The organism is Acinetobacter nosocomialis, assembly GCF_041021905.1.
GTDB classification, from domain to species: Bacteria; Pseudomonadota; Gammaproteobacteria; order Pseudomonadales; family Moraxellaceae; genus Acinetobacter; species Acinetobacter nosocomialis.
Map to the genome: position 1 here is coordinate 1,676,916 of NZ_CP157432.1, position 23,625 is coordinate 1,700,540.

The 23,625-nt window shown below is 39.2% G+C and carries 20 protein-coding genes; 9 read left to right on the plus strand and 11 right to left on the minus strand.

Going from position 1 to position 23,625, the window contains the following annotated elements; genetic code table 11:
• Positions 1–27 precede the first annotated feature (27 nt).
• Both ABLC00_RS07735 and ABLC00_RS07740 read right to left on the minus strand, forming a co-directional pair.
• On the minus strand, positions 28–762 hold the full coding sequence (locus ABLC00_RS07735; RefSeq protein WP_004887605.1) for an aspartate/glutamate racemase family protein: 735 nt from the start codon (positions 760–762) through the stop codon (positions 28–30).
• Complete coding sequence (locus tag ABLC00_RS07740) at positions 759–2,228, minus strand: NCS1 family nucleobase:cation symporter-1 (RefSeq protein ID WP_033846346.1); 1,470 nt, start codon at positions 2,226–2,228, stop codon at positions 759–761. Before ABLC00_RS07740 ends, ABLC00_RS07735 begins: the two co-directional genes overlap by 4 nt.
• 398 nt (positions 2,229–2,626) lie before the next feature.
• On the opposite strand from ABLC00_RS07740, the gene ABLC00_RS07745 reads away from it, so the two are divergent.
• The gene (locus ABLC00_RS07745; protein ID WP_006580986.1) at positions 2,627–3,376 is read left to right on the plus strand and encodes a GntR family transcriptional regulator; all 750 of its coding nucleotides are present in this window, start codon (positions 2,627–2,629) and stop codon (positions 3,374–3,376) included.
• 39 nt (positions 3,377–3,415) lie between these two features.
• On the opposite strand, the gene ABLC00_RS07750 is transcribed toward ABLC00_RS07745, so the two are convergent.
• On the minus strand, positions 3,416–4,306 hold the full coding sequence (locus ABLC00_RS07750) for a LysR family transcriptional regulator (protein WP_004887602.1): 891 nt from the start codon (positions 4,304–4,306) through the stop codon (positions 3,416–3,418).
• A gap of 195 nt (positions 4,307–4,501) precedes the next feature.
• On the opposite strand from ABLC00_RS07750, the gene ABLC00_RS07755 reads away from it, so the two are divergent.
• From ABLC00_RS07755 to ABLC00_RS07765, 3 genes are all read left to right on the plus strand, one after another.
• Positions 4,502–5,188, plus strand: coding sequence for a hydrolase (locus ABLC00_RS07755; protein WP_004887601.1), 687 nt, complete (start codon positions 4,502–4,504; stop codon positions 5,186–5,188).
• A 331-nt stretch (positions 5,189–5,519) separates the two neighbouring features.
• Positions 5,520–7,394, plus strand: a complete 1,875-nt coding sequence (locus ABLC00_RS07760; protein WP_004887600.1) for an amidohydrolase — start codon at positions 5,520–5,522, stop codon at positions 7,392–7,394.
• Between the two features lie 57 nt (positions 7,395–7,451).
• Positions 7,452–7,613: a DUF1427 family protein gene (locus tag ABLC00_RS07765; RefSeq protein WP_000784879.1), complete on the plus strand. Its 162-nt coding sequence runs from the start codon at positions 7,452–7,454 to the stop codon at positions 7,611–7,613.
• A gap of 69 nt (positions 7,614–7,682) precedes the next feature.
• Here the strand turns inward: ABLC00_RS07765 and arsC are convergent, their stop codons facing one another.
• A complete protein-coding gene (gene arsC, locus ABLC00_RS07770; RefSeq protein WP_004887599.1) occupies positions 7,683–8,111 on the minus strand; it encodes an arsenate reductase (glutaredoxin) in 429 nt (142 codons plus the stop codon).
• Positions 8,112–8,195: 84 nt separating this feature from the next.
• Between arsC and ABLC00_RS07775 the strand changes: the two genes are divergently transcribed.
• Both ABLC00_RS07775 and arsB read left to right on the plus strand, forming a co-directional pair.
• Positions 8,196–8,525 carry a metalloregulator ArsR/SmtB family transcription factor gene (locus ABLC00_RS07775; protein WP_006580988.1) on the plus strand — a complete coding sequence of 110 codons (330 nt, stop codon included), beginning with the start codon at positions 8,196–8,198 and terminating at the stop codon, positions 8,523–8,525.
• 104 nt (positions 8,526–8,629) lie between these two features.
• On the plus strand, positions 8,630–9,664 hold the full coding sequence (arsB, locus tag ABLC00_RS07780; RefSeq protein ID WP_004887597.1) for an ACR3 family arsenite efflux transporter: 1,035 nt from the start codon (positions 8,630–8,632) through the stop codon (positions 9,662–9,664).
• An 88-nt stretch (positions 9,665–9,752) separates the two neighbouring features.
• Here arsB and ABLC00_RS07785 read toward each other — a convergent pair whose 3' ends face one another.
• Positions 9,753–10,655: a LysR family transcriptional regulator gene (locus ABLC00_RS07785; RefSeq protein ID WP_004887596.1), complete on the minus strand. Its 903-nt coding sequence runs from the start codon at positions 10,653–10,655 to the stop codon at positions 9,753–9,755.
• Positions 10,656–10,756: 101 nt separating this feature from the next.
• On the opposite strand from ABLC00_RS07785, the gene ABLC00_RS07790 reads away from it, so the two are divergent.
• The 3 genes from ABLC00_RS07790 to ahpF all read left to right on the plus strand — a co-directional run bounded on the left by ABLC00_RS07790 (position 10,757) and on the right by ahpF (position 13,584).
• Positions 10,757–11,317: a chromate transporter gene (locus ABLC00_RS07790; protein ID WP_004709256.1), complete on the plus strand. Its 561-nt coding sequence runs from the start codon at positions 10,757–10,759 to the stop codon at positions 11,315–11,317.
• Entirely contained in the window at positions 11,317–11,838 is a 522-nt protein-coding gene (locus ABLC00_RS07795) for a chromate transporter (protein ID WP_004702206.1), read from the plus strand. Before ABLC00_RS07790 ends, ABLC00_RS07795 begins: the two co-directional genes overlap by 1 nt.
• A 180-nt stretch (positions 11,839–12,018) precedes the next feature.
• Positions 12,019–13,584 (plus strand): alkyl hydroperoxide reductase subunit F, encoded by a 1,566-nt coding sequence (gene ahpF / locus ABLC00_RS07800; protein ID WP_033846344.1) that lies wholly within the window; start codon positions 12,019–12,021, stop codon positions 13,582–13,584.
• Between the two features lie 54 nt (positions 13,585–13,638).
• Here the strand turns inward: ahpF and ABLC00_RS07805 are convergent, their stop codons facing one another.
• The 6 genes from ABLC00_RS07805 to ABLC00_RS07830 all read right to left on the minus strand — a co-directional run bounded on the left by ABLC00_RS07805 (position 13,639) and on the right by ABLC00_RS07830 (position 23,299).
• Positions 13,639–15,645: a triacylglycerol lipase gene (locus tag ABLC00_RS07805; RefSeq protein ID WP_029769059.1), complete on the minus strand. Its 2,007-nt coding sequence runs from the start codon at positions 15,643–15,645 to the stop codon at positions 13,639–13,641.
• 116 nt (positions 15,646–15,761) lie between these two features.
• Positions 15,762–16,703, minus strand: coding sequence for an ABUW_2363 family tetratricopeptide repeat lipoprotein (locus tag ABLC00_RS07810; RefSeq protein ID WP_348941083.1), 942 nt, complete (start codon positions 16,701–16,703; stop codon positions 15,762–15,764).
• A gap of 105 nt (positions 16,704–16,808) precedes the next feature.
• Positions 16,809–17,624: a serine O-acetyltransferase gene (gene cysE / locus ABLC00_RS07815; RefSeq protein WP_000917698.1), complete on the minus strand. Its 816-nt coding sequence runs from the start codon at positions 17,622–17,624 to the stop codon at positions 16,809–16,811.
• Positions 17,617–18,456: an RNA methyltransferase gene (locus ABLC00_RS07820; protein ID WP_004887591.1), complete on the minus strand. Its 840-nt coding sequence runs from the start codon at positions 18,454–18,456 to the stop codon at positions 17,617–17,619. The genes cysE and ABLC00_RS07820 overlap by 8 nt, the downstream gene beginning before the upstream one ends.
• Before the next feature lie 14 nt (positions 18,457–18,470).
• Entirely contained in the window at positions 18,471–22,031 is a 3,561-nt protein-coding gene (gene dnaE / locus ABLC00_RS07825; protein WP_004887588.1) for a DNA polymerase III subunit alpha, read from the minus strand.
• 200 nt (positions 22,032–22,231) lie between these two features.
• Positions 22,232–23,299, minus strand: a complete 1,068-nt coding sequence (locus ABLC00_RS07830) for a type II asparaginase (RefSeq protein WP_002050061.1) — start codon at positions 23,297–23,299, stop codon at positions 22,232–22,234.
• Positions 23,300–23,625 lie beyond the last annotated feature (326 nt).

Sequence of the window (23,625 nt, forward strand, 5' to 3'; positions counted from 1 at the left end):
TTGAGCTGGAATTGAAACAATAACTCTTTAGCGCATTCCAAATCCTGACAATATGCCTGTGTAGTTCTTTACAGGAGGTGAAGCCCAATCACCAATTTTGCTGGTTTTTAAATTTAACTGGACTAACATTTCAGCTTGTTTAACGGCTGCTGCAACGCCGTCAATAACGATTACTCCCAACTCGTTTTGTAGCTTTAGACATAAATCACTCATACCTGCACAGCCCAAAACAATCGCATCGCTTTTATCTTCAACGAGCGCTTTTTTGCACTCATCTCGTATGGTCCGATAAGCGTCTGAGTTAGGAAGCTCCAACTCTTCAACTGCAATGTCACATGCCCGAACATTTTTGCAAAAGGGGTGAGCACCATAGCGATGAGCCAGATGCCAGCTCATATTCACTGTACGTTGTAAGGTGGTGATCACACTAAAACCAGTACTTACATAACTTGCAGTTCGCATAGCTGCTTCGGCAATCCCAATCACCGGTGCTGACGTCATTTCACGGGCAGCATAAAGCGCGGGATCACCAAAACAGGCAATGATATAGGCATCTACATTTAGCTGTTCACCTTGGCGGATTTCCTCTAACACACCTACGGCACTTAGTGCTTCATCATAATAACTTTCAATCGTTGCAGGGCCCATTTGAGGACTCACAGCAATAATTTGAGTACCAGAACCTGCAACTATATTTGCTGATGCTGCAATTTTGTCTGTCATGCTTTGAGTAGTATTGGGATTAATAATTTTAATTTTCATTGTACTTTTACCTTAGTCATTGCTGATTTAGCATGGCTAAGCGGTTGGTTAAGAAATCGGTAAATAACAAAACCAAATCCCATACCAATAAACCATGTGAAATTAGCTAGCCCCGATAGTTGTGGTAAAAGTACGCAGAGAATAGGAATTAATGAAGCTGGAATTAAGGCATAAAAAGCAGAGTGGTTATAACCATTTTTGTACCAATACGAGCCTTGAGTATCTAAAGTATATAAATCATCTACCACGATTTTCTGTTTTTTAACGAGGTAAAAATCGGCGAGCAATACACCAAAAAGTGGACCGATAAATGCACCTAAAATATCAATGGTGTAATGGATCACTTGAGGGTTATTGAACAAATTCCATGGGGTAATGAAAATTGAACCTACTGCTGCAATCATTCCACCCATACGCCAGCTAATTTTGCTTGGTGAAACATTAGAAAAATCAAAGGCAGGTGAGACAAAGTTCGCAACAATATTAATCCCAATGGTGGCAATCATTAAGGTCAAACTACCTAAAATGACTACAAATGTATTATCAAGTTTTCCAACCATCTCGACAGGGTCGGTAATGAGCTTGCCATATACTGGAAGCGTTGCCGCAATACACACCACAGTAAGTAACGAAAAGCCTAAGAAGTTAATCGGTAGTCCAAGAAAGTTCCCCATTTTAATGGCATTAAAACTTTTGCCATAACGAGAAAAGTCACCAAAGTTCAGCATAGGCCCTGAAAAATATGAAACAACAAGCGCAATAGCACCAATCATGACTGGTACAACCGCAAACCCGTCGTATTGAACACCACTCAAGTTTAAATCAATATTTTGCCAACCAGCTTTCCAAATGAGCCATACTGCCATCGCAAACATTACAACGTAGACAGCCGGACCCGCCCAGTCAATGAACTTACGAATACTGTCCATGCCAGACCAGAAAACAATCGCTTGCAGTAGCCAAAGCAGCATGAAGCCAACCCATCCTAAATAGGAAAGCCCGAGAAAGCCGTAAGTTGAAGCATCGGCATAAGCTGTCCATTCTGGAAAGAATTTTAAAATGACCAATAAGAAAGCACTTGAGGCCAGATAGGTTTGAATGCCATACCAAGCCACAGCAATAAGACCGCGGATAACAGCAGGAATATTTGCACCAAGCACACCGAAAGTGGCACGGCAAATCACAGGATAGGGTGTACCAGTTTGTTGGCTAGACTTAGCAATCAGATTTGTAAAAAACTGAACAATTGCAATGCCGATCAGTAAAGATAGAAGTACCTGCCAGCTATTTAGCCCTAGTGCAAAAAGGCTTCCAGCCATAACATAACCGCCGACACTATGAACATCAGACATCCAGAAGGCAAAAATATTATAAGGACCCCAAGTTTGCTTTTTTAAAGGAGCTAAGTCTTGATTTGTTAGCTTTGCATCATAAGAAGGTTTAATTATTGCTTCGGTATTATTCATCTTGAACACTCACTTCCCTATGTTGGGCGGGCACGTTCTTCAGCAGCTTGAAATACTGACTAAAAGAATGAAATTAAAATTGTGCACAATGTTTTATTTAGATTGTGCACAATTCATTGAGCAAAAGTTATGCCAAACTTGAGATGTAGTATTGATGAGTGATTTAGCTTGATACGATTTCGGGATATGAATAGACAAATTTATAAACTGAGACGTGCTTAATTTTTTATAAAAAGTAAATAAATTTAGGTGTATAAGTAGATATTTAGAGATCTAATATTGAATTATTCAGCTCAGTATAGATATTGTGAAAGTTAGAGAAATATTTCCAAATGCTTAAGTTAAACTTACACTATTCAAAATAGATAAAGTTCTAAAAAGAGGAGACGTTAATAAAAATGGAGAAATCAATGTCATCGAGTGCACCAAAAAAAGCCGTAGAAATGAGCAATGATGAAATTGATGACCATATATATAACGCTATTGTAGATGCTATTTTAAATCGACAACTTGCCCCTGGTGCACGTTTAGTTGAAGCACCTTTATGTGAAGCTTTCGGTGTAACACGAGGCGTGTTAAGACGTGTTTTTGTCAAACTTGCCCATGATAAGGTTATTGAAATTCAGCCCAATCGTGGGGCACTCATCGCAAAACATAGTGCTCATGAAACAAAAGAGGTCTTTGAAGCGCGCAGCATGCTTGAAATTGCCACTGTAAAAAAGCTGGCTCAAAAGTCTCATCACTTAGATTTTAGTGAGCTTCGAGGCTTGGTCGATCAAGAGTCTAAAGAGCGTTTAGCTGGAAATTGGGCTGAGTGGATTAAGCTATCAGGTCAATTTCATTTAAAGCTGATTGAAGCTAATCAAAATTCGATCATGTCCAGTTATTTGCAGACGCTTATTGCGAGAACTTCGTTATTAATTGGATTGTATGAGATTCCAAAACATAATAACTGTTCGGCAGATGAACACCGTGCAATTTTAGAAGCCATTGAACAAGGCGATGAAAAGCGCGCAACTCAATTGATGGAAGAGCATTTAGAACACTACGCAACTACATTTATTGAAGAAAACAGCACAGTGTCTGCAGAGCAAAATTTATTAAATTTATTTAAAAATAAGAAGATTGAAATGCCTCAAACTAACTAAAAATCATGGGCCAATTCCTATGGAAAAGGCCCAGATTGGTTATTTTATGGGAATGATTTGACGTGTTAAAAAATCAATAAATAGTTTTACTTTCTTCGATAAAATCTTACGGTTTGGCCATGTCACATATAAGTGAAGTGGCTGACTAGTGTAATCCTCTAAACACTTCTGTAATTTACCTTCTTTGTAGTAAGGCTCTGCAATAAACTCTGGAAGAAAAACAATACCGTGATTCTTTAGACACATATCTAATAATAATTCACCATTATTACAGGTCATCACAGGGAAGCAATTAAAAGACACTTCTTTGTGATCTTTTTGAAAAATCAATTTTTTATGTCGGCTATCTTGATAGTAAATCAGAAACTTATGTTCTTTAAGTTCTTCTAATGAGCCTGGTAATCCATGCTGATTAAAATACTCAGGCGTTGCATATAAATATCGTTGATAGGTATTCAAAATTTTACTATTTGCCAAATTTGGAGGAGAACCATCAACACGGATTGTTAAATCAAATTTATTATTATTCGTGTCTAATAGCTGATCAGTCATGAATAAATCAATTTTAATGCTGGGATATTTCTCTATAAAGTCTGAAATAATATGTTGAAGAAAAATATTGCTAAAAGACATTGGTGTATTAAGCTTGAGTTCGCCTTCAGGGTACTGCTGATTGTAGCTAATTTCATATGCAGCCCATTCAAACTCACTTAAAATGACTTTGCTATGTTGATAAAATTTTTCCCCACAAGAGGTCAGGTTCATCTGTCTTGTTGTTCTGGTTAATAGTGTAGTTCTAAGGTCATTTTCAAGGTAGCAAACACGTTTGGCCACTAAGTCACGAGAGATGTCGAGTGCTCTGGCTGCGCTACTAAAATTCCCATGTTCTACGACACTTACAAAAGTGGAAATACAGTCTAATCGATCCATGGATAAGCGAAAGGTAAAAAATATATATCAATGATTAAACTATAAAAATTAAAAAGCAATCATTGTTTTGATTGTATTCGTACAGCATACAGATTCGAGCTGATTTGCTGTCTATGTTTTTACATTTTTATCTGTTTTGATAATAAGCAGAAGGCAGTTTTAAAAGCCTCAATTAAGGAATAATGGAGTTTACCCATGAATAAATCACTTTTAGAACAACTATCAGCAACGAATTGTCAGGTTATTTTTATTGATCATCAGCCACAAATGGCTTTTGGGGTACAGTCAATAGATCGCCAAGTATTAAAAAATAATACGGTCGGGTTAGCAAAAGCAGCTAAAACATTCAATATTCCTGTCACTATTACCACGGTTGAAACTGAAAGCTTCTCTGGTCATACCTATCCAGAACTTTTAGACGTATTTCCAGATGCTCCATTACTAGAACGTACTTCAATGAATTCATGGGATGACCAAAAAGTACGTGATTCACTTGCAAAAAATAATCGTAAAAAAGTAATCGTTTCAGGTTTGTGGACTGAAGTGTGCAATAACACCTTTGCTTTTGGTGCCATGCTTGAAGGTGATTATGAAATTTATATGGTCGCAGATGCCTCTGGTGGTACATCGAAAGAAGCACATGACTATGCCATGCAACGTATGATTCAAGCAGGTGTTGTTCCAGTAACTTGGCAACAAGTATTACTTGAGTGGCAACGTGATTGGGCAAATCGCGATACTTATGATGCAGTCATGGCAATTGTACGCGAACATTCAGGGGCTTACGGTATGGGTGTGGACTATGCTTATACCATGGTACATAAGGCACCTGAACGTACAACTTCAAAACACGAAGTACTTGCACCAGTTCCTGCAAAATAAGAAATAGTTGAGTTAAGGGTATTTCGATATTTAAGTTGATTTATTCGATTTTTGACTATATTGGATAAGCGGAAAAGCCATCTGCAACTGTTCGAGGCAGGACAAAATCTGAAAAAGATTGTAATTGAACGAGTTTTGCAGATCTTGCGCTGCCTTAATGGCAGCTCAGGTTTTGGTTACTTTTCCCGAAAGAAAAGTAACAGAATTAACTCCTCTTATTGGATGTAAAACGGTCAGACTCCGTCGTGTAAAATCAAAAAAGAATAATGAAATATATTTGTTGCTATACCTTTATTTTTTAAAACAATAATTCACAAGAATGGAGTTCAGAATGACCGAAATAAACCTCATACTCAAAAACGGTAAAATCACAACACTAGATCCTCAGAACCCCGAAGTACAAGCAATTGCGATTGCAGATGGTAAAATTCTCCGCACGGGTACAAATGATGAGATCATGAAGCTCGTAACACCAACAAGTAAAGTTGTAGACCTAAATGGTCGTCGTGTTATACCGGGGCTAAATGACAGTCATTTGCATATTATTCGCGGTGGTCTCAATTACAATATGGAGCTGCGCTGGGAAGGTGTGCCATCCGTTGCAGATGCATTACGCTTACTCAAAGAACAAGCAGACAATACTCCAGCTCCACAATGGGTTCGTGTAGTAGGTGGATGGACTGAATTCCAGTTTGCCGAAAAGCGTTTACCGACTTTAGAAGAAATTAATAAAGCTGCGCCAGATACTCCTGTATTCGTTTTACATCTATATGCCAGTGCAATGCTCAACCGAGCTGCGCTTGATGTATTAGGCTTTAACAAAGACACGCCAGACCCGCCGGGTGGCAAGATTGTAAGAGATGAAAAAGGTGAGCCAACAGGACTGTTGCTCGCAACGCCATCCGCTATGATTTTGTATTCAACCTTAGGTAAAGCACCGAAATTGCCAGTTGAAGATCAAGTCAATTCAACGCGTCATTTCATGCGTGAGCTGAACCGATTAGGCATTACTTCTGCAATTGATGCGGGCGGTGGCGGTCAAAACTACCCTGAAGATTATGATGTGATTAAGCAATTACACGACCAAAATCAAATGACCGTACGTATTGCTTATAACCTATTTGCTCAGAAGGCAGGCCAAGAGCTTGATGATTATCGCCGCTGGACAGAAATGACATTTCCGGGCGATGGTGATGAACTATTTAGAATGAATGGAGCCGGTGAGAATTTGACGTGGTCTGCGGGTGACTTTGAAGATTTTTATGAGCCACGTCCAGATTTACCAGAAAAAATGGAAGGTGAACTCGAAGCCATTGTAGAGCACTTGGCTGAAAAGAAATGGCCATTCCGTATTCATGCAACCTATGATGAAAGCATTAGTCGGTTACTCAATGTATTTGAGCGAGTAAATGCTAAACAGCCATTTGCGACCCGATTTATTATTGACCATGCCGAAACTGTATCTGAGCGCAATATCGAGCGTATTGGTGCGTTGGGTGGCGGTATTGCCATTCAACACCGTATGGCATATCAAGGTGAAATTTTCGTAAGACGTTATGGTGCCGAAGCCGCTCAGGCAACGCCACCAGTTAAAAAAATGTTAGAACTCGGTGTTCCTGTGGGTGCCGGGACAGATGCGACTCGTGTTGCGTCTTATAACCCTTGGGTGTGTTTGTATTGGCTGACTACAGGTAAAACAGTGGGTGGCTTACCGCTCTATGATGAAAAAAATCTATTAGACCGTCAAACAGCCCTAAAACTCTGGACTAAAGGTTCGGCATGGTTTTCGGGTGAAAAAGATATCAAAGGTTCACTCACAGCAGGAGAACTTGCTGACTTGGTTGTTCTGTCCGATGACTACTTTAAAGTTGAAGCAGAAGATATTCAGTGGATTGAGTCTGTACTCACTGTTTTGGGCGGAAAAGTGGTGTACGCAGCGGCAGAGTTTAAGCAAGATGATCCGCCGTTACCACCAGCATCTCCAACATGGTCGCCGGTAAAACGCTTTGGTGGTCAGTGGCGTTTATCTGAAAACCGTAATGCGCCTTCCAATGAGTCACTACAGTCACAAAGTGCATTGTGTGCATGTGCTAGCAGCTGTGGCATGCATGGACACAGCCACGCTTGGATGCTTGATGTTCCTGTAAACAATAAAGACAAAAAGTCTTTCTGGGGCGCACTAGGGTGCTCGTGTTTTGCATTTTAAATAAAACAGTATGGGAACCTGCCGCTTTAAATGGCTTGGTTTTCTAAGGTATGTACCATGAAAATGTACTTATTATCTTTGGCTGTAGGGTTGCTTGTTGGTGTCTTATATTATGTTTTAAATGTGAAGTCACCAGCTCCACCTCTTGTTGCATTAGTTGGTTTATTGGGCATGGTAATAGGAGAGCAGCTGCTTCCTTTTATTAAATCCTATTTTTAATCCGTTTCATTTATAAAAAGCTAAATGGTGCCATGCCATTTAGCTTTTTATATTGGTAAGTGTCTTCAATTACTTTATACGATGACCTTGCTCATCAATAATCACTTCACCATCTTCTTTTGCAAAATAGCCTAAGCTTTTTGAATCTAAAATATCCAATACAACCTCAGAAGGGCGGCAAAGTCGTGTACCTTTTGATGTAACCACAAATGGACGATTAATTAAAATTGGATACTGCACCATAAAGTCAATTAACTGTTCATCGGTCCAATGGTCTTGTTCTAACTCTAATTCTTTATAGGGATCAACATTTTTACGAATGGCTTCCCGTACAGTTAAGTTTGAATCTTGAATGAGTTGGATTAGTTCATCTTTACTTGGAGGTGTTTGTAAATATTCAATAACAATAGGCTCAAACCCGGCATGACGAATAAGCGCCAATGTATTTCGTGAAGTTCCACAAGCAGGGTTATGATAGATTTTCAATTGATCGCTCATGATAAATTGATCTTCAAATTAAGTTATTGCATTTATATATGGATATCCGTATATTTGCAATATCGAATATACTCTGTTGAAGATATGATCAACCAAGTCGATTTCTTTAAATGTCTATCTGACCAAACTCGGTTAAACATTTTTAAATTAGTTCTAAACAAACAAAATATTTGTGTTTGTGAGCTAACAGAGCAGCTTGAGTTGAGCCAACCGAAAATTTCTCGACACTTAGCCTTACTAAGAACTCATGGCGTATTACTGGATGAAAGAAAAGGACAGTGGGTTTATTACAGCTTAAATCCTGATTTACCTATATGGGCTTTAGATATTTTAAAGGTGATAGAAAATGACGAGATTGAGACAAGGGTAAAACAACAAGATCAGCCTTCTATCACTACAACGTGCTGTGATTAATCTTTCTAGATTTTTGTCTTAAAAATTCGGATTTTCTTAGCATAAATGTATTAGTCATTTGTGTGTATTGAGCAAAATTAATCAATTCTTTCTTCGAGTAAAACATGACCAAACAAGGGCTTTCCTTTTTAGATCGAAACCTGACGCTGTGGATTTTTATTGCAATGGCTTTAGGTTTAGCTATTGGAGTTTTCTTTCCTCAGGCATCTGTGTCTTTAAATAAGTTAAGTGTAGATAACGTTAATATTCCAATTGCGATTGGTTTGATCTTAATGATGTATCCGCCATTGGCAAAAGTGGACTATGCAGCTTTGCCGGAAGTATTTAAAGATAAAAAGACCTTAACTTTATCATTGGTACAAAATTGGATTATTGCTCCAGTTTTAATGTTTATTCTTGCAATTGTTTTTTTGCATAACTATCCAGAGTATATGACAGGTCTTATTTTAATTGGCTTAGCACGTTGTATTGCAATGGTATTGGTCTGGAATGGCTTAGCGTGCGGTGATAACCAATATGTTGCAGCTTTGGTTGCCTTTAACAGTATTTTCCAAATCTTATTCTTTAGTAGCTACGCATGGCTTTTCTTAACCTTTTTACCACCGTATTTTGGTGTGGCAGGGCAAGTGATTGATGTCAATTTCTGGACCATTACCCATGCTGTTTTAGTGTATTTGGGTATTCCATTTTTAATGGGATTCATAACTCGTTTGATTTTAGTTAAATTAAAAGGCTTGGAGTGGTATCAAACCAAATTTTTACCAAAAATTAGTCCATTAAGTTTAATCGCATTACTTTTTACCATTGTGGCGATGTTTAGTCTAAAAGGTGGAGATGTAGTGAGTTTACCTTTAGATGTATTACGTATTGCGATTCCACTGACGATTTACTTTGTCGTAATGTTCTTTATCAGTTTCTTTATGAGTAAACGGATGGGGAATAACTACCCACGTACCACTGCTATTTCATTTACCGCAGCGGGAAACAACTTTGAGTTGGCTTTAGCCGTAGCCATTGCAACTTTTGGTTTGGCATCACCAGTTGCTTTTACTACAGTGATCGGGCCATTGGTTGAAGTACCAGTGTTGATCTCACTGGTTTCGGTTTCGCTTTGGTTAAAGAAAAAGTATTACTCTTAAAAAATCGCAAAATTTATTTGAACTATTTTCTAAAGATCGCTAAAAAAGTGCCTTTATATAGGCACTTTTTATTGTCTGGCTTTTAAACTTAGGTCATTGTCGGTAAAAGTTTTTGCATGAGTTCAATGAAGTTTGAAACTTTAGCTGAGTTTTTATTTTCTCTAGTAATCAAGTAAATAGGCGCATTTAGTTTTATCGAATCATCAAACTCGCGATAGACGATTTCATGGTCCCAAAAGTTATGCATTGATGCGGGTACAATACTAATTCCAATACCAGCAGCCACTAAATTGAGCGTCGCAGTAGGGCGCGGAGCTTCTTGAATAATGCGTGGACTAAATCCTGCTTGATAGCAGCTATATAAAATATTGTCATATAAGCCTTGCCCTGAAGAGCGACGGTATAAAACAAAATTTTCCTCTGACAAGTTACTTAAACTAATTTTTTTCTTCTGTGTAAGCGGATGACCGATAGGTAGGGCCACCACCATGGGTTCATCTAATATATGAAGATGCTTCAAACCAATATCTCGGCTAATCGGCGCTCTTAAAAAAGCAATATCAAGTTTTTCTGAAATTAACCAGTCCAGTTGCTTTTGACTACCTGCTTCTTCAAGTTTAGTTTGTACAGCAGGGTACATTTCCCGATACGAACGTAATACAAGTGAAATGAGCGGATGTAAACCTGCGGAACTTGTAAAACCAATATTAAGCTGTCCAGTTTTACCTTGGCTAACGTCTTGGACCAATTTGGTAATATGACGAGCATGCTCTAATAAAAGTTGTGCTTCTTTAAATAGTGCTAAACCTGCTTCTGTCGGTTCAATCCCGCGCGGTTGACGAATAAGTAACTGTGTACCGAGTTCTTCTTCAAGTTTTTTGAGTAAACGCGTTAGAGGCGGCTGTTGGATAAACAATCGGTTTGCTGCATGCGTAATGTTTCTTTCTTCAACCACTACAACAAAGGCATGAAGCTTATGTAAATCGAGCATAGAAATACCTTTAGGGTATGGTTAACGAAAATAAAAGCATTTGTAGATATACCACAAAAGTATCATTCTATCTTGGTCAGATAAAGTGAAAAGTAACGAAAATGAACCATGTTGAGATTGCCGTGCAGAAGGAGAGTGTACCTACCTGCACAGAGTTATTTTTAGGTTTTTTAACATTAGGTTTAATGGGATTTGGTGGTGTTTTGCCTTTAGCCCGCAAAGTTATTGTAGAGCAAAGGCAATGGCTAAGTCCTGAAAAGTTCACCGAGTTACTTGGTTTGTGCCAATTTTTACCGGGCGGCAATATTATTAATTTATCTGTTGCGATTGGTATGGAGTTTCGCGGTGTCCGTGGAGCAGTGAGCTCACTTATTGGTTTGATTCTTGCACCTACCGTAATTGTTGTACTTTTACATTATGTTTATGAACAGTTCCAAGATAACTTGATGGTTAAGCATCTTTTCGAAGGTTTAGGGGCAGCAGCAGCTGGGCTTTTGGTTGCAACTGGATTGAAAATGATTAAGCCTTTATTACGTAATCCAATAGCGATGTGTGTTGTCGTAGCTGCAATTGTCAGTATTGCTTTTCTAAAAGTTCCCTTACTTTTGACTATGTTGATTTTATTGGCACTTTATTCATCTATTATTTGGAGACGTGTGTAATGGGCGCAGTTCTACTTGCTTTAGCGATCATTTTTACTCAGTTGTCTCTCATTGCATTTGGTGGCGGGAATACAATTTTACCTGAAATGCAACGCCAAGTAGTCGACATTCATCATTGGATGACGGCACAAGAATTTAGTGCATTGTTTGCTATGGCTCAAGCAGCTCCTGGGCCAAACATGATGATTGTACCGTTGGTAGGGTGGCACGTAGCGGGATTGTCAGGTTTACTTGTAGCTTCTACCGCTAAATTTTTACCGTCATCTCTTATTACTGTATTTGTAATGAGAGGCTGGTCTAAGTTCAAAGACAAAAAATGGCGCCGTGTTTTACAGCTTGCTTTACAACCTGTTACTGTGGGGACTGTGCTTGCCAGTGCTTGGATTATTTCTGAGGCGGCAGCAATAAATACTTTACTTATCATTATGGTAGTCATTGCGACTTTATTATCTTTAATTAAAAAAGTTCATCCCTTGCATGTTTTGATTGCTGGGGCTGTATTTGGTGTCGTGTTGCTCTAGTTGACCAGTTTGCCGATCTGCGCTGGGATAAGTTCAGGTTGGCTTTTTTTGATTTGAAGTAAGTAATAATAAAATCTAAAAAACCGATCAAATACATAAAAACATACTGTTTTACCTATTCATTGTTTTCACGTACTATGCATCTATTGAAAGAATTTGGATGTATTGGAGTAAAAACAGATGTTAGATCAAAACATTAAAACTCAATTAAAAGCTTACCTAGAACGTTTAGAAAGTCCAATCGAATTAGTTGCTGCTTTGGATGAATCAGATAAAGCTGCCCAAATTAAAGAATTAGTAACTGAAATCGCTGAGCTTTCTGACAAGGTAACAGCCCGTTTTGACGGTAACAATACACGTCGTCCAAGCTTTGGTGTGGCTAAAGCAGGTGAACAGCCTCGTGTGTTCTTTGCAGGCTTACCAATGGGACATGAGTTTACATCTTTGATCTTGGCTCTGTTACAAGTGTCTGGCTATGCACCTAAAGTGTCAAATGAAGTGCTTAACCAGATTAAAGGTTTAAACCTCAAAGCTAACTTTGATGTATTCGTATCACTTAGCTGTCATAACTGTCCGGACGTGGTACAGGCGCTTAACCTGATTGCCATTTATAACCCGAACACTACGGCAACCATGATTGATGGTGCTTTCTTCCAAGACGAAGTGGAACAACGCAAAATCATGGCTGTGCCAATGGTATTCCAGGACAATGAACACATTGGTCAAGGTCGTATGACGCTTGAAGAGATCGTGGCAAAGCTTGACACCAACTCGGCGGAAAAAGATGCAGCAGCACTTAATGCCAAAGATGCGTTTGATGTATTGGTGATTGGCGGTGGACCTGCAGGTGCAACAGCAGCCATCTATGCAGCACGTAAAGGTATTAACACCGGTATCGTGGCTGAGCGCTTTGGTGGTCAGGTCATGGATACCATGGACATTGAAAACTTCACTTCTGTGCAAAAGACTCAAGGTCCTAAGTTTGCAGCCGAGATGGAAGCACACGTTCGTGAATACGATGTTGATATCATGAACCTGCAACGTGTCAGCAAAATCACTGGTGCAAACCAAACAGCAAATGGTCTGGTTGAAGTTGAACTTGAAAACGGTGCAAAACTTGAATCGAAAACTGTGATCCTTTCTACAGGTGCACGTTGGAGAGAAATGAATGTACCGGGTGAAGCTGAATACCGTACCCGTGGTGTAGCGTACTGCCCACACTGTGATGGTCCATTGTTCAAAGGTAAACGTGTTGCAGTGATTGGTGGTGGTAACTCAGGTGTGGAAGCGGCAATTGACCTTGCAGGTATTGTTGAGCATGTAACTCTGGTTGAGTTTGATACTAAACTTCGTGCAGACCAAGTCTTGCAAAACAAGTTAAACAGCTTGCCAAACACCACAGTAATTATGAATGCGTTAAGCACCGAAGTATTGGGTGATGGTTCACAAGTAACCGGTCTTAAATATAAAGACCGTGCGGCTGATGAAGAGCATGTGGTCGAGCTTGCAGGAATCTTTGTACAGATTGGTTTATTACCAAACACTGACTTCTTGAAAGAAAGTGAAGTTGAGTTAACTAATCGTGGCGAGATTATTGTCAACGACCGCAATGAAACCAATGTGAAAGGTGTATTCGCTGCAGGTGACTGTACAACTGTACCTTACAAACAAATCATTATTGCTACAGGTGAAGGCGCTAAAGCATCACTCTCTGCGTTTGATTACATCATCCGTTCTGGGCAATAAAATCTAACCTAAAACAAAAGAGCCAAAGGATCACCTTTGGCTCTTTTTTATTTTTTATGGTTTATACAAACCATGTTCAACTAAATGCTCTCGTAAAATACGGCGTAGCTCTAGTACAGCTTGAGGTGTTAACTGAATAGAGTGTCCACCCGGAAGTACTTTCTCAGACTTTGCACCATCTAAGTGAGCGCTCTTATAAGGAACAATACCATCGGTAATGACATTTGGATCATCGCTTTTAGTAATGTTACCCATAATTGAATGGAAGACTAAGCCTTGGTGTGGATTAATATTTTCAGTGAGTTCCATAAACTTAGATTGATGGCTTAAGTCACTTGGTCCATTTTGAATCAGACCATTATCAATGTTATTCAAGAAATCTTTAACATCTAGGTTTTCAGTGGTTAGTGATGTCGCTACAGCAGATAAAAAAGCTCCCGGCAAACGAATAATTTTACGAGCAGCTAAAGTAAACCATCGATCTGCATAATCTGTACCTCTGTGAGGTGATGCTAAGAAAATTGCGCGATCAAAGTTAGCAATTGAATGCATTTGCAATCGTTCAGTCACCATAGGATGTTTTTTGAAGCGGTTCTGTTGACGTACAGTCATTAGCTTCAAAGCTGGTTGAGTAATATCACCATCACTGACCAGTAAACGGCTAATAATACCTCCCATACTATGTCCCACAAGCACGGCATCATGTGCAGCAGGGTCACTTGGGTTTAACGAACCGAACGCTTGTTTTAATAGTGCATAAATTTGGAATCGACTTTCTAAGATTGGCATATTGGTCGAGTAGAAAACTTGCCAAACCTGATAGTTATCTCTTAAAACTGTATCGCCCATCACATCGTTAGTAAGAGCAATCCATGCCTCGGGGCTACTTGCCAAACCATGTACCAACACAATAATTTTTTTGTTTGGATTATAAGGTTCGAGCATATATAGATGCGGCATGGTTAAATGCTGATCACGATCAATCAGGCTTAAATAAGCGGCTACACCTAAGTTATTTTCAGCTAACCATAAACCATAAGGAGCCGAGAAGTTGGCAGCTAAAGGGTATTGCTTACCAGCGACATTAATATTATCTGTTCGATAAGGATCATAAACCCGAATTACAAATTCTGGATCATTAATAATTTCTTCAACAGTTTTGGCTTTTTTAGGTTCGGCAACAATAGTTGCTGCTAAATAACGTGCATGGTGAATATTCGGATTCACACCATTTTTATAGCTGTAATTGAGGGGATCTAAAATGTATTCATTAATATCTTCTTTTTCTGAACTTGGGAAAACAGCCACAAATTCGGAACCGAAACCATCACGACGGTTGATTGTTCTTAAACCAGAGAAATTTAAGTTATAACTTGAAATTAATTTTTCTAACTTTTGACCAGTTAACTGTCTATGAAACTCAAAGTCAATTGAGTAGACACTCTTACCAATATGGATTTGTGGTTCTACCACATTTTTTTTAGGGTATCTTAGATCATAAATACTCACCATTTTAGCAATGGCTTGATTATAAAAGTCCCGTATTTGAACTTGCCTATTATCAAAAATACGATCGGTCGGCTGACGTTTTGTTGAAAATAAGTAGGCATAACTATAACGAATGCTCTTATCGAGTAAGCTCAATTGTTGGTCTAAGCAATCGTCATATTTGTTCTGAATTGCTTTTTGTTCATCAGAGGCTTTGTGCTTAGTGAACCGACTAATTTTACACTCGGAAGAATCTGATAAAGCCATCGCTTTTGCCAGATACATTTCACTCGCGGCAGATAAAAGCTGTTCATCTAAAATTTGTGGAAGATTTTTAAGCTGATTAACACAGGTATCAGGGGAATCTGTACAAGTTTTGGCTTCTTGTCCTGACATAGACAAAACGTTAAGACTTGCTTCACTCAATTTATCTTGGGTAAGAATACTATTACGTTCGTTTGCAATAGTGACGTTGAGGGCCTGTTGCTTAACATTTACCACCTGACATCCACTCAGAATTGAACCGAGGAGTATGACCGTGAAGAGCGCTGAGTTTCTTTTTCTAACAAACATTATGGTCAAATATGTGGATCAGTAATATGCAGATCATACAAATTTTAAAGTATTTTTCAATTGATCAAATATAAAAAAGGGCTGTCAAATCAGCCCTTTTTAGTAAGTTTATACTCTTATTTTTTTGCTGGTGCAGTTGGAGTAGCTGGTGCCATAGCAGGGTTTGTTAAAACTTGCCATACATTCCAACGACCTTGTTTTTCAATTTCTTGAATCAAACGATCTGCAACTTCAGCTTCGTCAGGATATTTAACCTTGTAGTTTTTTAAGGTCTGAATCGCGTTTTTCTTTTGTTCCATTGCAATATAGTTGTTTGCAGCAGCTAAATATGCTTCTTGAACATCACCTTTAATGGCTTTGTCTAAGTATGGAATAGCTTCACGTTGACCACCACCTTCAGACAAACCAAAACCAAACCAGAAATTAGTTTCTGGATCATCTGGGCTAATTTTTAAAAGTCTTTGTGCATATTCTAAAGATCTAGTGGTATGGGCAGTACCTAAATCAAGGTTACGAGCAAGTACACTTGCTTTAAATGCTCGAATTAAAATATCAAATGAAGCATTTGGATTAGCGGCTAAAGTATCTAAACGCTGAGTTACTTCTTTGAGTTTGCTCTCAAAACCTTTACGTTCTTGGCGATCAGTAAAGCGAGGCGGGTAGTGACGAGCTTTACCTTCAACAAGCTGTAAGAAGTCATCAATTTCAGTCACGTCAATTTCATTATCGCCAACTAAACCTGCATACTTCATCGAACGTTGTGAATTATTGATGGTAGGTACAATCAGTTTATTTGTATCTAATGTAAGCGATTTAGTTGGATCGTCCTGACGAGTGACTACCATTTTAGTTACAGGCTGTGCTGCGGCATCTTTTAAAGCAACTTCAAAGGCAGGTGGAGCATCATAATTAAATGGATTTAACGCATAAAATGGAGGAGTAAGCTCTGGTTCCTTGAAAACAAAAGGTTCGATTTTTTGTTCTTTTACAGGTGCCATTGTACACGCTGTTAAACTAGAAGTTGCAAGGATTAAATACGCCAATGGCTTAAAATTCATAGGATCTTCCGTTCATTTTAGTAAAGTCAGATTTGGTACAGCTAAGTCTAGGAAAAGCTAAACCCACATGCAAGGGTAAGCGTGTTACATTATGAATCAAGAATATTACGTTTTTGATGTCTTGTTTTGTGCACCGCATTCACGACGAACTTCTTCAAGAATTTTTAGCTCTTCATCACTAAAAGGCTGTTCATCTTGGCTTTCTTTTTTGAAAGTGGGGTCAAGTTCGGATAAGCGTTGGCACAAATTATTCATACGCGTTTCATTGTGCTGAATACGGTCAAGTAAAACTCGCATTCCTTCTAAAATTGGGTCAGATTGATCAGCAGTAGTCGCATACGGAGCAAAACCAATACTCTGCGCATAATCACGGCGGCGCTCTTCATCTTTATCTTTAGTTTTGTCGGCATCTTTATAAATATAGCGAGCAGGGTTTCCAACTGCTGTTACACCAGCGGGTACCGCTTTTGTCACCACTGCATTTGAACCGACTTTAGCACCTTTACCAACTGTAAACGGTCCTAATATTTTCGCACCGGCACCTACAACTACACCATCTTCTAAAGTTGGGTGACGCTTACCTTTATTCCAAGTCGTACCACCTAAGGTAACACCGTGGTATAGCGTTACATCGTCACCAATTTCAGCAGTTTCACCAATCACAACACCCATACCATGATCGATAAAGAAGCGTTTGCCGATTTTAGCACCGGGATGAATTTCAATACCGGTTGCAAAACGGCTAAATGACGAAACAAAACGGGCAGTACCTTTGCAATCTTTTTTCCACAATTCGTGTGCAAGTCTATGCAAAAGTAAAGCGTGTATACCTGGGTAAGTGGTAAGTACTTCGAGTGTATTTCGTGCAGCAGGATCTCGCGCGAATACAGCCTGTATATCTTCTTTAAGCTGTTTAAGCATTGGATTGATCCTCCTTGTCCGATGATGCTTTTTTCCATTTGCCGCTTGTGAGGGCTTGAACACGACTAAAAATACCGCGAAGTAAATGATATTCCATACGATCTAATTGTATACGACCAAATAAACGACGCAAGCGTAAAGGTAATAAACGTGGATTTTCTGGATCTAAAAATTCAATTTCAGTGAGCATTTTTTCCAAATGAGGATAGAACTCTTCCATTTGCTGCTGAGTGACTAAAGGCTCATCCCACTGCATGCTTTGACCTTGAGCAAGTGGCATTTGCCCATCATCAGAAACTGATTCTTTTTGCTCTAATACCGACATGCGAAGTTCATAACATACGACTTGAATCGCTTGAGCAACGTTAAGTACACCATAGTCTGAGTTTACAGGAATAGTAAGGTGATAGTTTGCTAATGCCAACTCTTCATTGGTTAAACCGCGGTCTTCACGTCCAAAAACGATCGCAATCTGTTGACCTTGTGAAGCTGCCTTAATTGCTTCTTTTGAAGCAGGGCGCACGTCAAGCAAAGGCCATGGAATAGTACGACTTCGCGCACTCGTTCCAAAAACTAAATGACAGTCTTTAATGGCGTCTTCGAGTGTTTCAACAATTTCAACTTGTTCTAATAAATCTTGTGCACCAGCAGCAAGCGCCTGAATATCTGGATGTGGATAGGTTTTTGGTGAAACCAGAACTAACTTACTCAAGCCCATTGTTTTCATTGCGCGTAAAGCACTGCCAATATTAGCTGGTAAAGTGGTATTGACCATGACAATACGCACTTGTGCTAATTGTTTTGACACGGCGGTGTCGTCAAACAAACTCATAAGATTTCCAGAAATTACGAATATTGAGAAACTTCGCTTTGGTATGAATCCAACGCATCATCAATAGTCATGTCCACAGGAGGTGAGGCAACAGGTTGTGGACGAACAGGTTCTGCTGCTTTAGCTGCCTTAGATTTTACCTGATATTCAATATGAATATTATCTTTACCAAAGTAATCTCTTAGTTTGGCAAGTAGTTCATCTAAAGGTGCGACTTTCCACTGCGGCCCAAGCTGAAGCTCAGCCTGAGCATAGGATTGGTCAATCTGTAAATGTATTGCAATATGCTGATGCATATCAACATTACAATAAGGCAATAAGATATTTTGTAGATCTTTTGCCAAACTTGGTTGCATTAAATCATTAGTTAATTTGATTTGAATACTATTGGCACGTTTTTGTCTGATTTCATTTAAGCTAAATGCTTTGTTCAGACGTCCCATTGGACGATCAAAGCCTTCACGCTCATAAATCTCGCCTTCAAAGACAACTACACGCTCAACTTGAATAATATCTTTAAAGCGCTGGAAACGTTCGTGGTTACAGCTGACTTCAATACGTGCCGTTCCGTCATCAAGTACGATAACAACACGGTTCGGGAAATTCGCTACGTCAAGGACGAGTCCTGCATAAACTGTCGTTACACCGCGGCGAGTTGCGGTAATTTCATTAAGTTTTGCAGGAATAAAGGCTTTGAGTTCTTGGCGGTACACATCAATTGGGTGACCCGTTAAATACAAACCAAGTGTATCTTTTTCGCCTTTAAGACGAACCTCATCACTCCATGGCTTAACAGGTTTAGCTGGTTTACGTTGAACTTCTTCAACTTCACCAAATAAATCCATAATACCGCTTTCACGGTTACTACGTGCCTGTTCAGCTGCTTGTACGGCTTCAGGCAATTGAGCCATTAAACTTGAACGTTCAATACCTAAACAATCAAGCGCACCAGCACGGATAAGTGCTTCTAAAGTTCGTTTATTGATTTTTTTCAAATCAATACGGTGGCAGAAGTCGAATAGGTCAGTATAAGGCCCTTGTTGACGACGTGAGTCAATAACAGACTGCATTGCCTGTTCACCAACACCTTTAATTGCACCTAAACCATAAACGATGGTTTTATCATCACTGGCATGGAAATGATAAGTTGACATGTTAACTGACGGAGGTAAGACCTCAAGTCCGTTATTTCGACAGTCATCAATCAAAAATACGACACTGTCAGTGTTCTGCATTTCCGATGACATTACCGCTGCCATAAATTCGGCAGGATAATGAGCTTTTAACCATGCTGTATGGTATGCAACAAGGGCATAAGCAGCTGCGTGAGATTTGTTGAAACCATAGCCTGCGAACTTTTCCATATAGTCAAAGATATGGTTGGCTGTGCTTTCGTCAATGCCTTTTTGTCCAGCACCTTCAAGGAAGATTTGGCGTTGTTTCACCATTTCTTCAGGTTTCTTTTTACCCATTGCACGGCGAAGTAAGTCAGCGCCACCGAGTGTATAACCCGCACAAATCTGTGCAGTTTGCATTACCTGTTCTTGGTAAACCATAATCCCGTAGGTTGGCTCTAATACGCCTTCCAGCAATGGATGAAGATATTCAAAATCTCCACCATGCATACGGTGAATAAAGTCAGGAATCAGGTCCATCGGGCCCGGACGATACAAAGACACGAACGCAATAATTTCTTCGAATTTACTTGGACGTGCTTCTTTAAGCATTCGCTTCATACCGACGGATTCAAACTGGAATACCGCGGTTGTATTTGCATCGGCAAAGACAGAGTAAGCTTTAGGGTCGTCAAGAGGGACGTGTGAAATGTTTAAAGGGTCATTGCCACGGTTTTTATTAATATTTTGAATTGCATCTTCAATAACCGTTAAGTTACGTAAGCCCAAGAAGTCGAATTTTACGAGACCTGCAGCTTCTACGTCATCTTTATCGTATTGAGCTACACGGTTCGTACCGTCTGCATCACAAAGTACTGCAGAGAAGTCAGTAATTTTACCTGGCGCAATAACAACACCACCGGCATGTTTACCTGTATTTCGAGTAATACCTTCTAATTTTAATGCCATTTCCCAAATTTCACTGGCATCATCATTATCTGGATTTGAAGGGTTGGTAACGATATCTTTAAGCTGAGGTTCCATCTCAATAGCGGTTGCTAAATCTACACCGAGTGGTTTAGTTGGAACCATTTTTGAAATACGGTCAGCTAGACCATAAGACTTACCTAAGACACGGGCAACGTCACGAATCGCACCTTTTGCAGCCATGGTACCGAAAGTTGCAATCTGAGAAACTGCTTCACGCCCATAAGTACGTGATACGTAGTCAATAACACGGTCACGTCCTGCGATACAGAAATCGACGTCAAAGTCGGGCATCGATACACGTTCTGGGTTTAAGAAACGTTCAAAGAGCAAGTCATAACGAAGAGGGTCAAGGTCGGTAATTTTTAAGCTATAGGCAACCAATGAGCCAGCACCAGAACCACGGCCTGGCCCTACAGGGACACCGTTATTTTTTGCCCATTGAATGAAGTCCATGACGATGAGGAAGTAGCCAGGGAATCCCATTTTAAGAATGATTCCAACTTCATAATCAATTCGCTCATCATAAGGCTTACGAATTTCAGGCCAGTCTTCACCACGTTTTTCAACTGGGTAAAGATAGTTTAAACGCTCTTCCAAACCTTCTTTTGATAAGTGCTCAAAATAGGTATCGATGGTAAAACCATCAGGAATTGGGTACTCAGGTAAGAAGTAAGTGCCGAGTTTTAAGCTGACATTACAGCGTTTAGCAATATGATAGGTGTTTTCAATAGCACTCGGGATATCTGAAAACAGCTCAATCATTTCATCTGAAGTTTTGAAATGCTGTTCAGGACTATACAAACGTGGACGTCGGTCATCTGCTAAAACATAACCATCTGCAATACATACACGTGCTTCATGTGCTTCGAAATCTTCTTTTTCAACAAAGTGCACATCGTTGTGGGCAACTACCCCAATATTATATTTAGCTGCTAACTTGGCAGCTTCTTGAATAAAATCTTCTTCACCGGCACGATCAGTACGTGTTAAAGCAAGATAAACTCGATTGCCAAACTTTTCGATCCATTCTTCAAGTAAGGGTTCTGCTTTTTGCGGATTAGATGAGCAAAGCATTTGCCCAACATCACTATGTTGGCCAAGTAAAACAATAATATCTTGATGCTGCTCTAGAACCCATTCTTTTTGTACACAAGGAATACTGAGTTGCTGACCTTCAATAAAGCCACGCGAAACAATTTCAGTCAGTCCTTTCCATCCGATATCGCTCATTGCAAGCAAAGTTGCACGATGCTGGGCATCATTAAGACGGATTGTGCTACCCAAAATAGGCTTAATACCTTTCTTGAGGCAAGAGTTATAAAACTTTACAGCAGCATGAAGGTTAGATAAGTCGGTAAGTGCCAGCGCAGGCATTTCATCCTTTACAGCAGCCTTGACCAAGTCGGGTATGCGAACAATCGACTCTGTAATCGAAAATTCTGTGTAAATACCGAGATGAACAAACTGCATAAACCAATCCTTAATGCGACCGAAGCATAGTTTAACACGCAAAGTTCAAACGAAATGCTTAATATTTTGGCAACTGTTATGGATTTTAGTATTTAAACAGAATGTTGAGAACACGAAAGTAGAGGATTGATCAAAGATGTTGCGTCTTTTGAAGCAGGAGAAAAGAACCAGCCCAAACTGATTCGGGCTGGTTGAAAAATTTAGTACTGCCAGAACATGCGTTGAATTTCTTTAGCATCATTCGTCTTAGTAAGAGCTAAAGCTGCAAGAAGACGTGCTTTTTGTGGGTTTAAGTCATGAGCAGCTACCCAACCATATTTATCGTCAGGTTGTTCAGCATTACGTAATACGAAACCTTGTGGTACACGTGATGAACGGATAATTTGAATACCGTCTTTATCATGAAGTTTTTGTAAAGTTGGAACAATATAGTTCGCAACAGAACCGTTACCTGTACCTGCATGGATAATCGCTTTAGCGCCAGCTTTTGCATATGCTTCATAAGCGTCAGGAAGCATAGAGTCTGAACCGTAAACGATTTGTACAAGTGGAAGTGCATCACCTTTAATATTTTCAATATTAAATTCTGAAGCATTTGTAAAACGTTTAACAGACTGTCTGAACCAGTATGGTTTACCTTCAACTAATGTACCTAAAGCACCCCATTGGCTAACAAAAGCATTTGTATGAATGTTAATGCCTTTAGTTACATCACGTGCAGCAAAAATAGAGTCGTTCATGAGAACCATTACGCCTTTATTTTTTGCTTCATCAGAAGCTGCTAAAGCAACTGCGCTATAAAGGTTAAGTGGTCCATCTGCTGAAAGTGCAGTTGAAGGACGCATAGAACCAACAACAACAATCGGCTTGTCAGTGTGAACAACAAGATTTAAGAAAAACGCTGTTTCTTCTAAAGTATCTGTACCGTGAGTAATTACCACACCATTAACAGATGGCTTTTTAACAAGGTCGTTTACTTGACGAGCAATTTGTAATAATTCCTTGTCAGTAATACTTTCAGAAGCAACCTGTAATGCTTGAATACCACTCACATTTGCCAAATCTTTGATTTGTGGCACTGCATTGATTAAAGCATCAACTGGAACTTTTGCTGCTGTGTAAGTTGCACTATTTGCTGAGCTTGCACCAGCACCAGCGATTGTACCGCCAGTAGCAACGACAACAACGTTGTTTTTTGCGTAAAGAGGGAGAGAGCAGGCCAATAAGCCCATAGCTAAACCGAAAGATTTAACAGTTTTAGTCAACATCGAAAATATCCTTATGAAGTGACGAAGTAGAAGTTTGCTGAATACGCCTGCTTTTCCTAAGCAAAATACATACCATGTAAAACATATTCACAACTTATTTGAATAAGAAGCATCCCTGAATATCATTTTGTTTCAACAACAATCATTTAGTCATTGCTCTTATTCAGCGCTAATAAATATCATGAAAAAAATAAAAAATCTATTAAGTTTTTCTAATTTATCTCTCTTTTTTCACTTTTTTATATAAAGATTACAAATGACTTTTTTATTATTATAAAAATAAAAAATAATAGGTGGTTTTAAAGTTTTATTTACCAGATGATAAT

Coding starts and splice junctions, on each gene's coding strand:
- ABLC00_RS07735 (WP_004887605.1), bottom strand. CDS start 762: ATGAAAATTAAAATTATTAATCCCAATACTACTCAAAGCATGACAGAC.
- ABLC00_RS07740 (WP_033846346.1), bottom strand. CDS start 2,228: ATGAATAATACCGAAGCAATAATTAAACCTTCTTATGATGCAAAGCTA.
- ABLC00_RS07745 (WP_006580986.1), top strand. CDS start 2,627: ATGGAGAAATCAATGTCATCGAGTGCACCAAAAAAAGCCGTAGAAATG.
- ABLC00_RS07750 (WP_004887602.1), bottom strand. CDS start 4,306: ATGGATCGATTAGACTGTATTTCCACTTTTGTAAGTGTCGTAGAACAT.
- ABLC00_RS07755 (WP_004887601.1), top strand. CDS start 4,502: ATGAATAAATCACTTTTAGAACAACTATCAGCAACGAATTGTCAGGTT.
- ABLC00_RS07760 (WP_004887600.1), top strand. CDS start 5,520: ATGACCGAAATAAACCTCATACTCAAAAACGGTAAAATCACAACACTA.
- ABLC00_RS07765 (WP_000784879.1), top strand. CDS start 7,452: ATGAAAATGTACTTATTATCTTTGGCTGTAGGGTTGCTTGTTGGTGTC.
- arsC (WP_004887599.1), bottom strand. CDS start 8,111: ATGAGCGATCAATTGAAAATCTATCATAACCCTGCTTGTGGAACTTCA.
- ABLC00_RS07775 (WP_006580988.1), top strand. CDS start 8,196: ATGATCAACCAAGTCGATTTCTTTAAATGTCTATCTGACCAAACTCGG.
- arsB (WP_004887597.1), top strand. CDS start 8,630: ATGACCAAACAAGGGCTTTCCTTTTTAGATCGAAACCTGACGCTGTGG.
- ABLC00_RS07785 (WP_004887596.1), bottom strand. CDS start 10,655: ATGCTCGATTTACATAAGCTTCATGCCTTTGTTGTAGTGGTTGAAGAA.
- ABLC00_RS07790 (WP_004709256.1), top strand. CDS start 10,757: ATGAACCATGTTGAGATTGCCGTGCAGAAGGAGAGTGTACCTACCTGC.
- ABLC00_RS07795 (WP_004702206.1), top strand. CDS start 11,317: ATGGGCGCAGTTCTACTTGCTTTAGCGATCATTTTTACTCAGTTGTCT.
- ahpF (WP_033846344.1), top strand. CDS start 12,019: ATGTTAGATCAAAACATTAAAACTCAATTAAAAGCTTACCTAGAACGT.
- ABLC00_RS07805 (WP_029769059.1), bottom strand. CDS start 15,645: ATGTTTGTTAGAAAAAGAAACTCAGCGCTCTTCACGGTCATACTCCTC.
- ABLC00_RS07810 (WP_348941083.1), bottom strand. CDS start 16,703: ATGAATTTTAAGCCATTGGCGTATTTAATCCTTGCAACTTCTAGTTTA.
- cysE (WP_000917698.1), bottom strand. CDS start 17,624: ATGCTTAAACAGCTTAAAGAAGATATACAGGCTGTATTCGCGCGAGAT.
- ABLC00_RS07820 (WP_004887591.1), bottom strand. CDS start 18,456: ATGAGTTTGTTTGACGACACCGCCGTGTCAAAACAATTAGCACAAGTG.
- dnaE (WP_004887588.1), bottom strand. CDS start 22,031: ATGCAGTTTGTTCATCTCGGTATTTACACAGAATTTTCGATTACAGAG.
- ABLC00_RS07830 (WP_002050061.1), bottom strand. CDS start 23,299: ATGTTGACTAAAACTGTTAAATCTTTCGGTTTAGCTATGGGCTTATTG.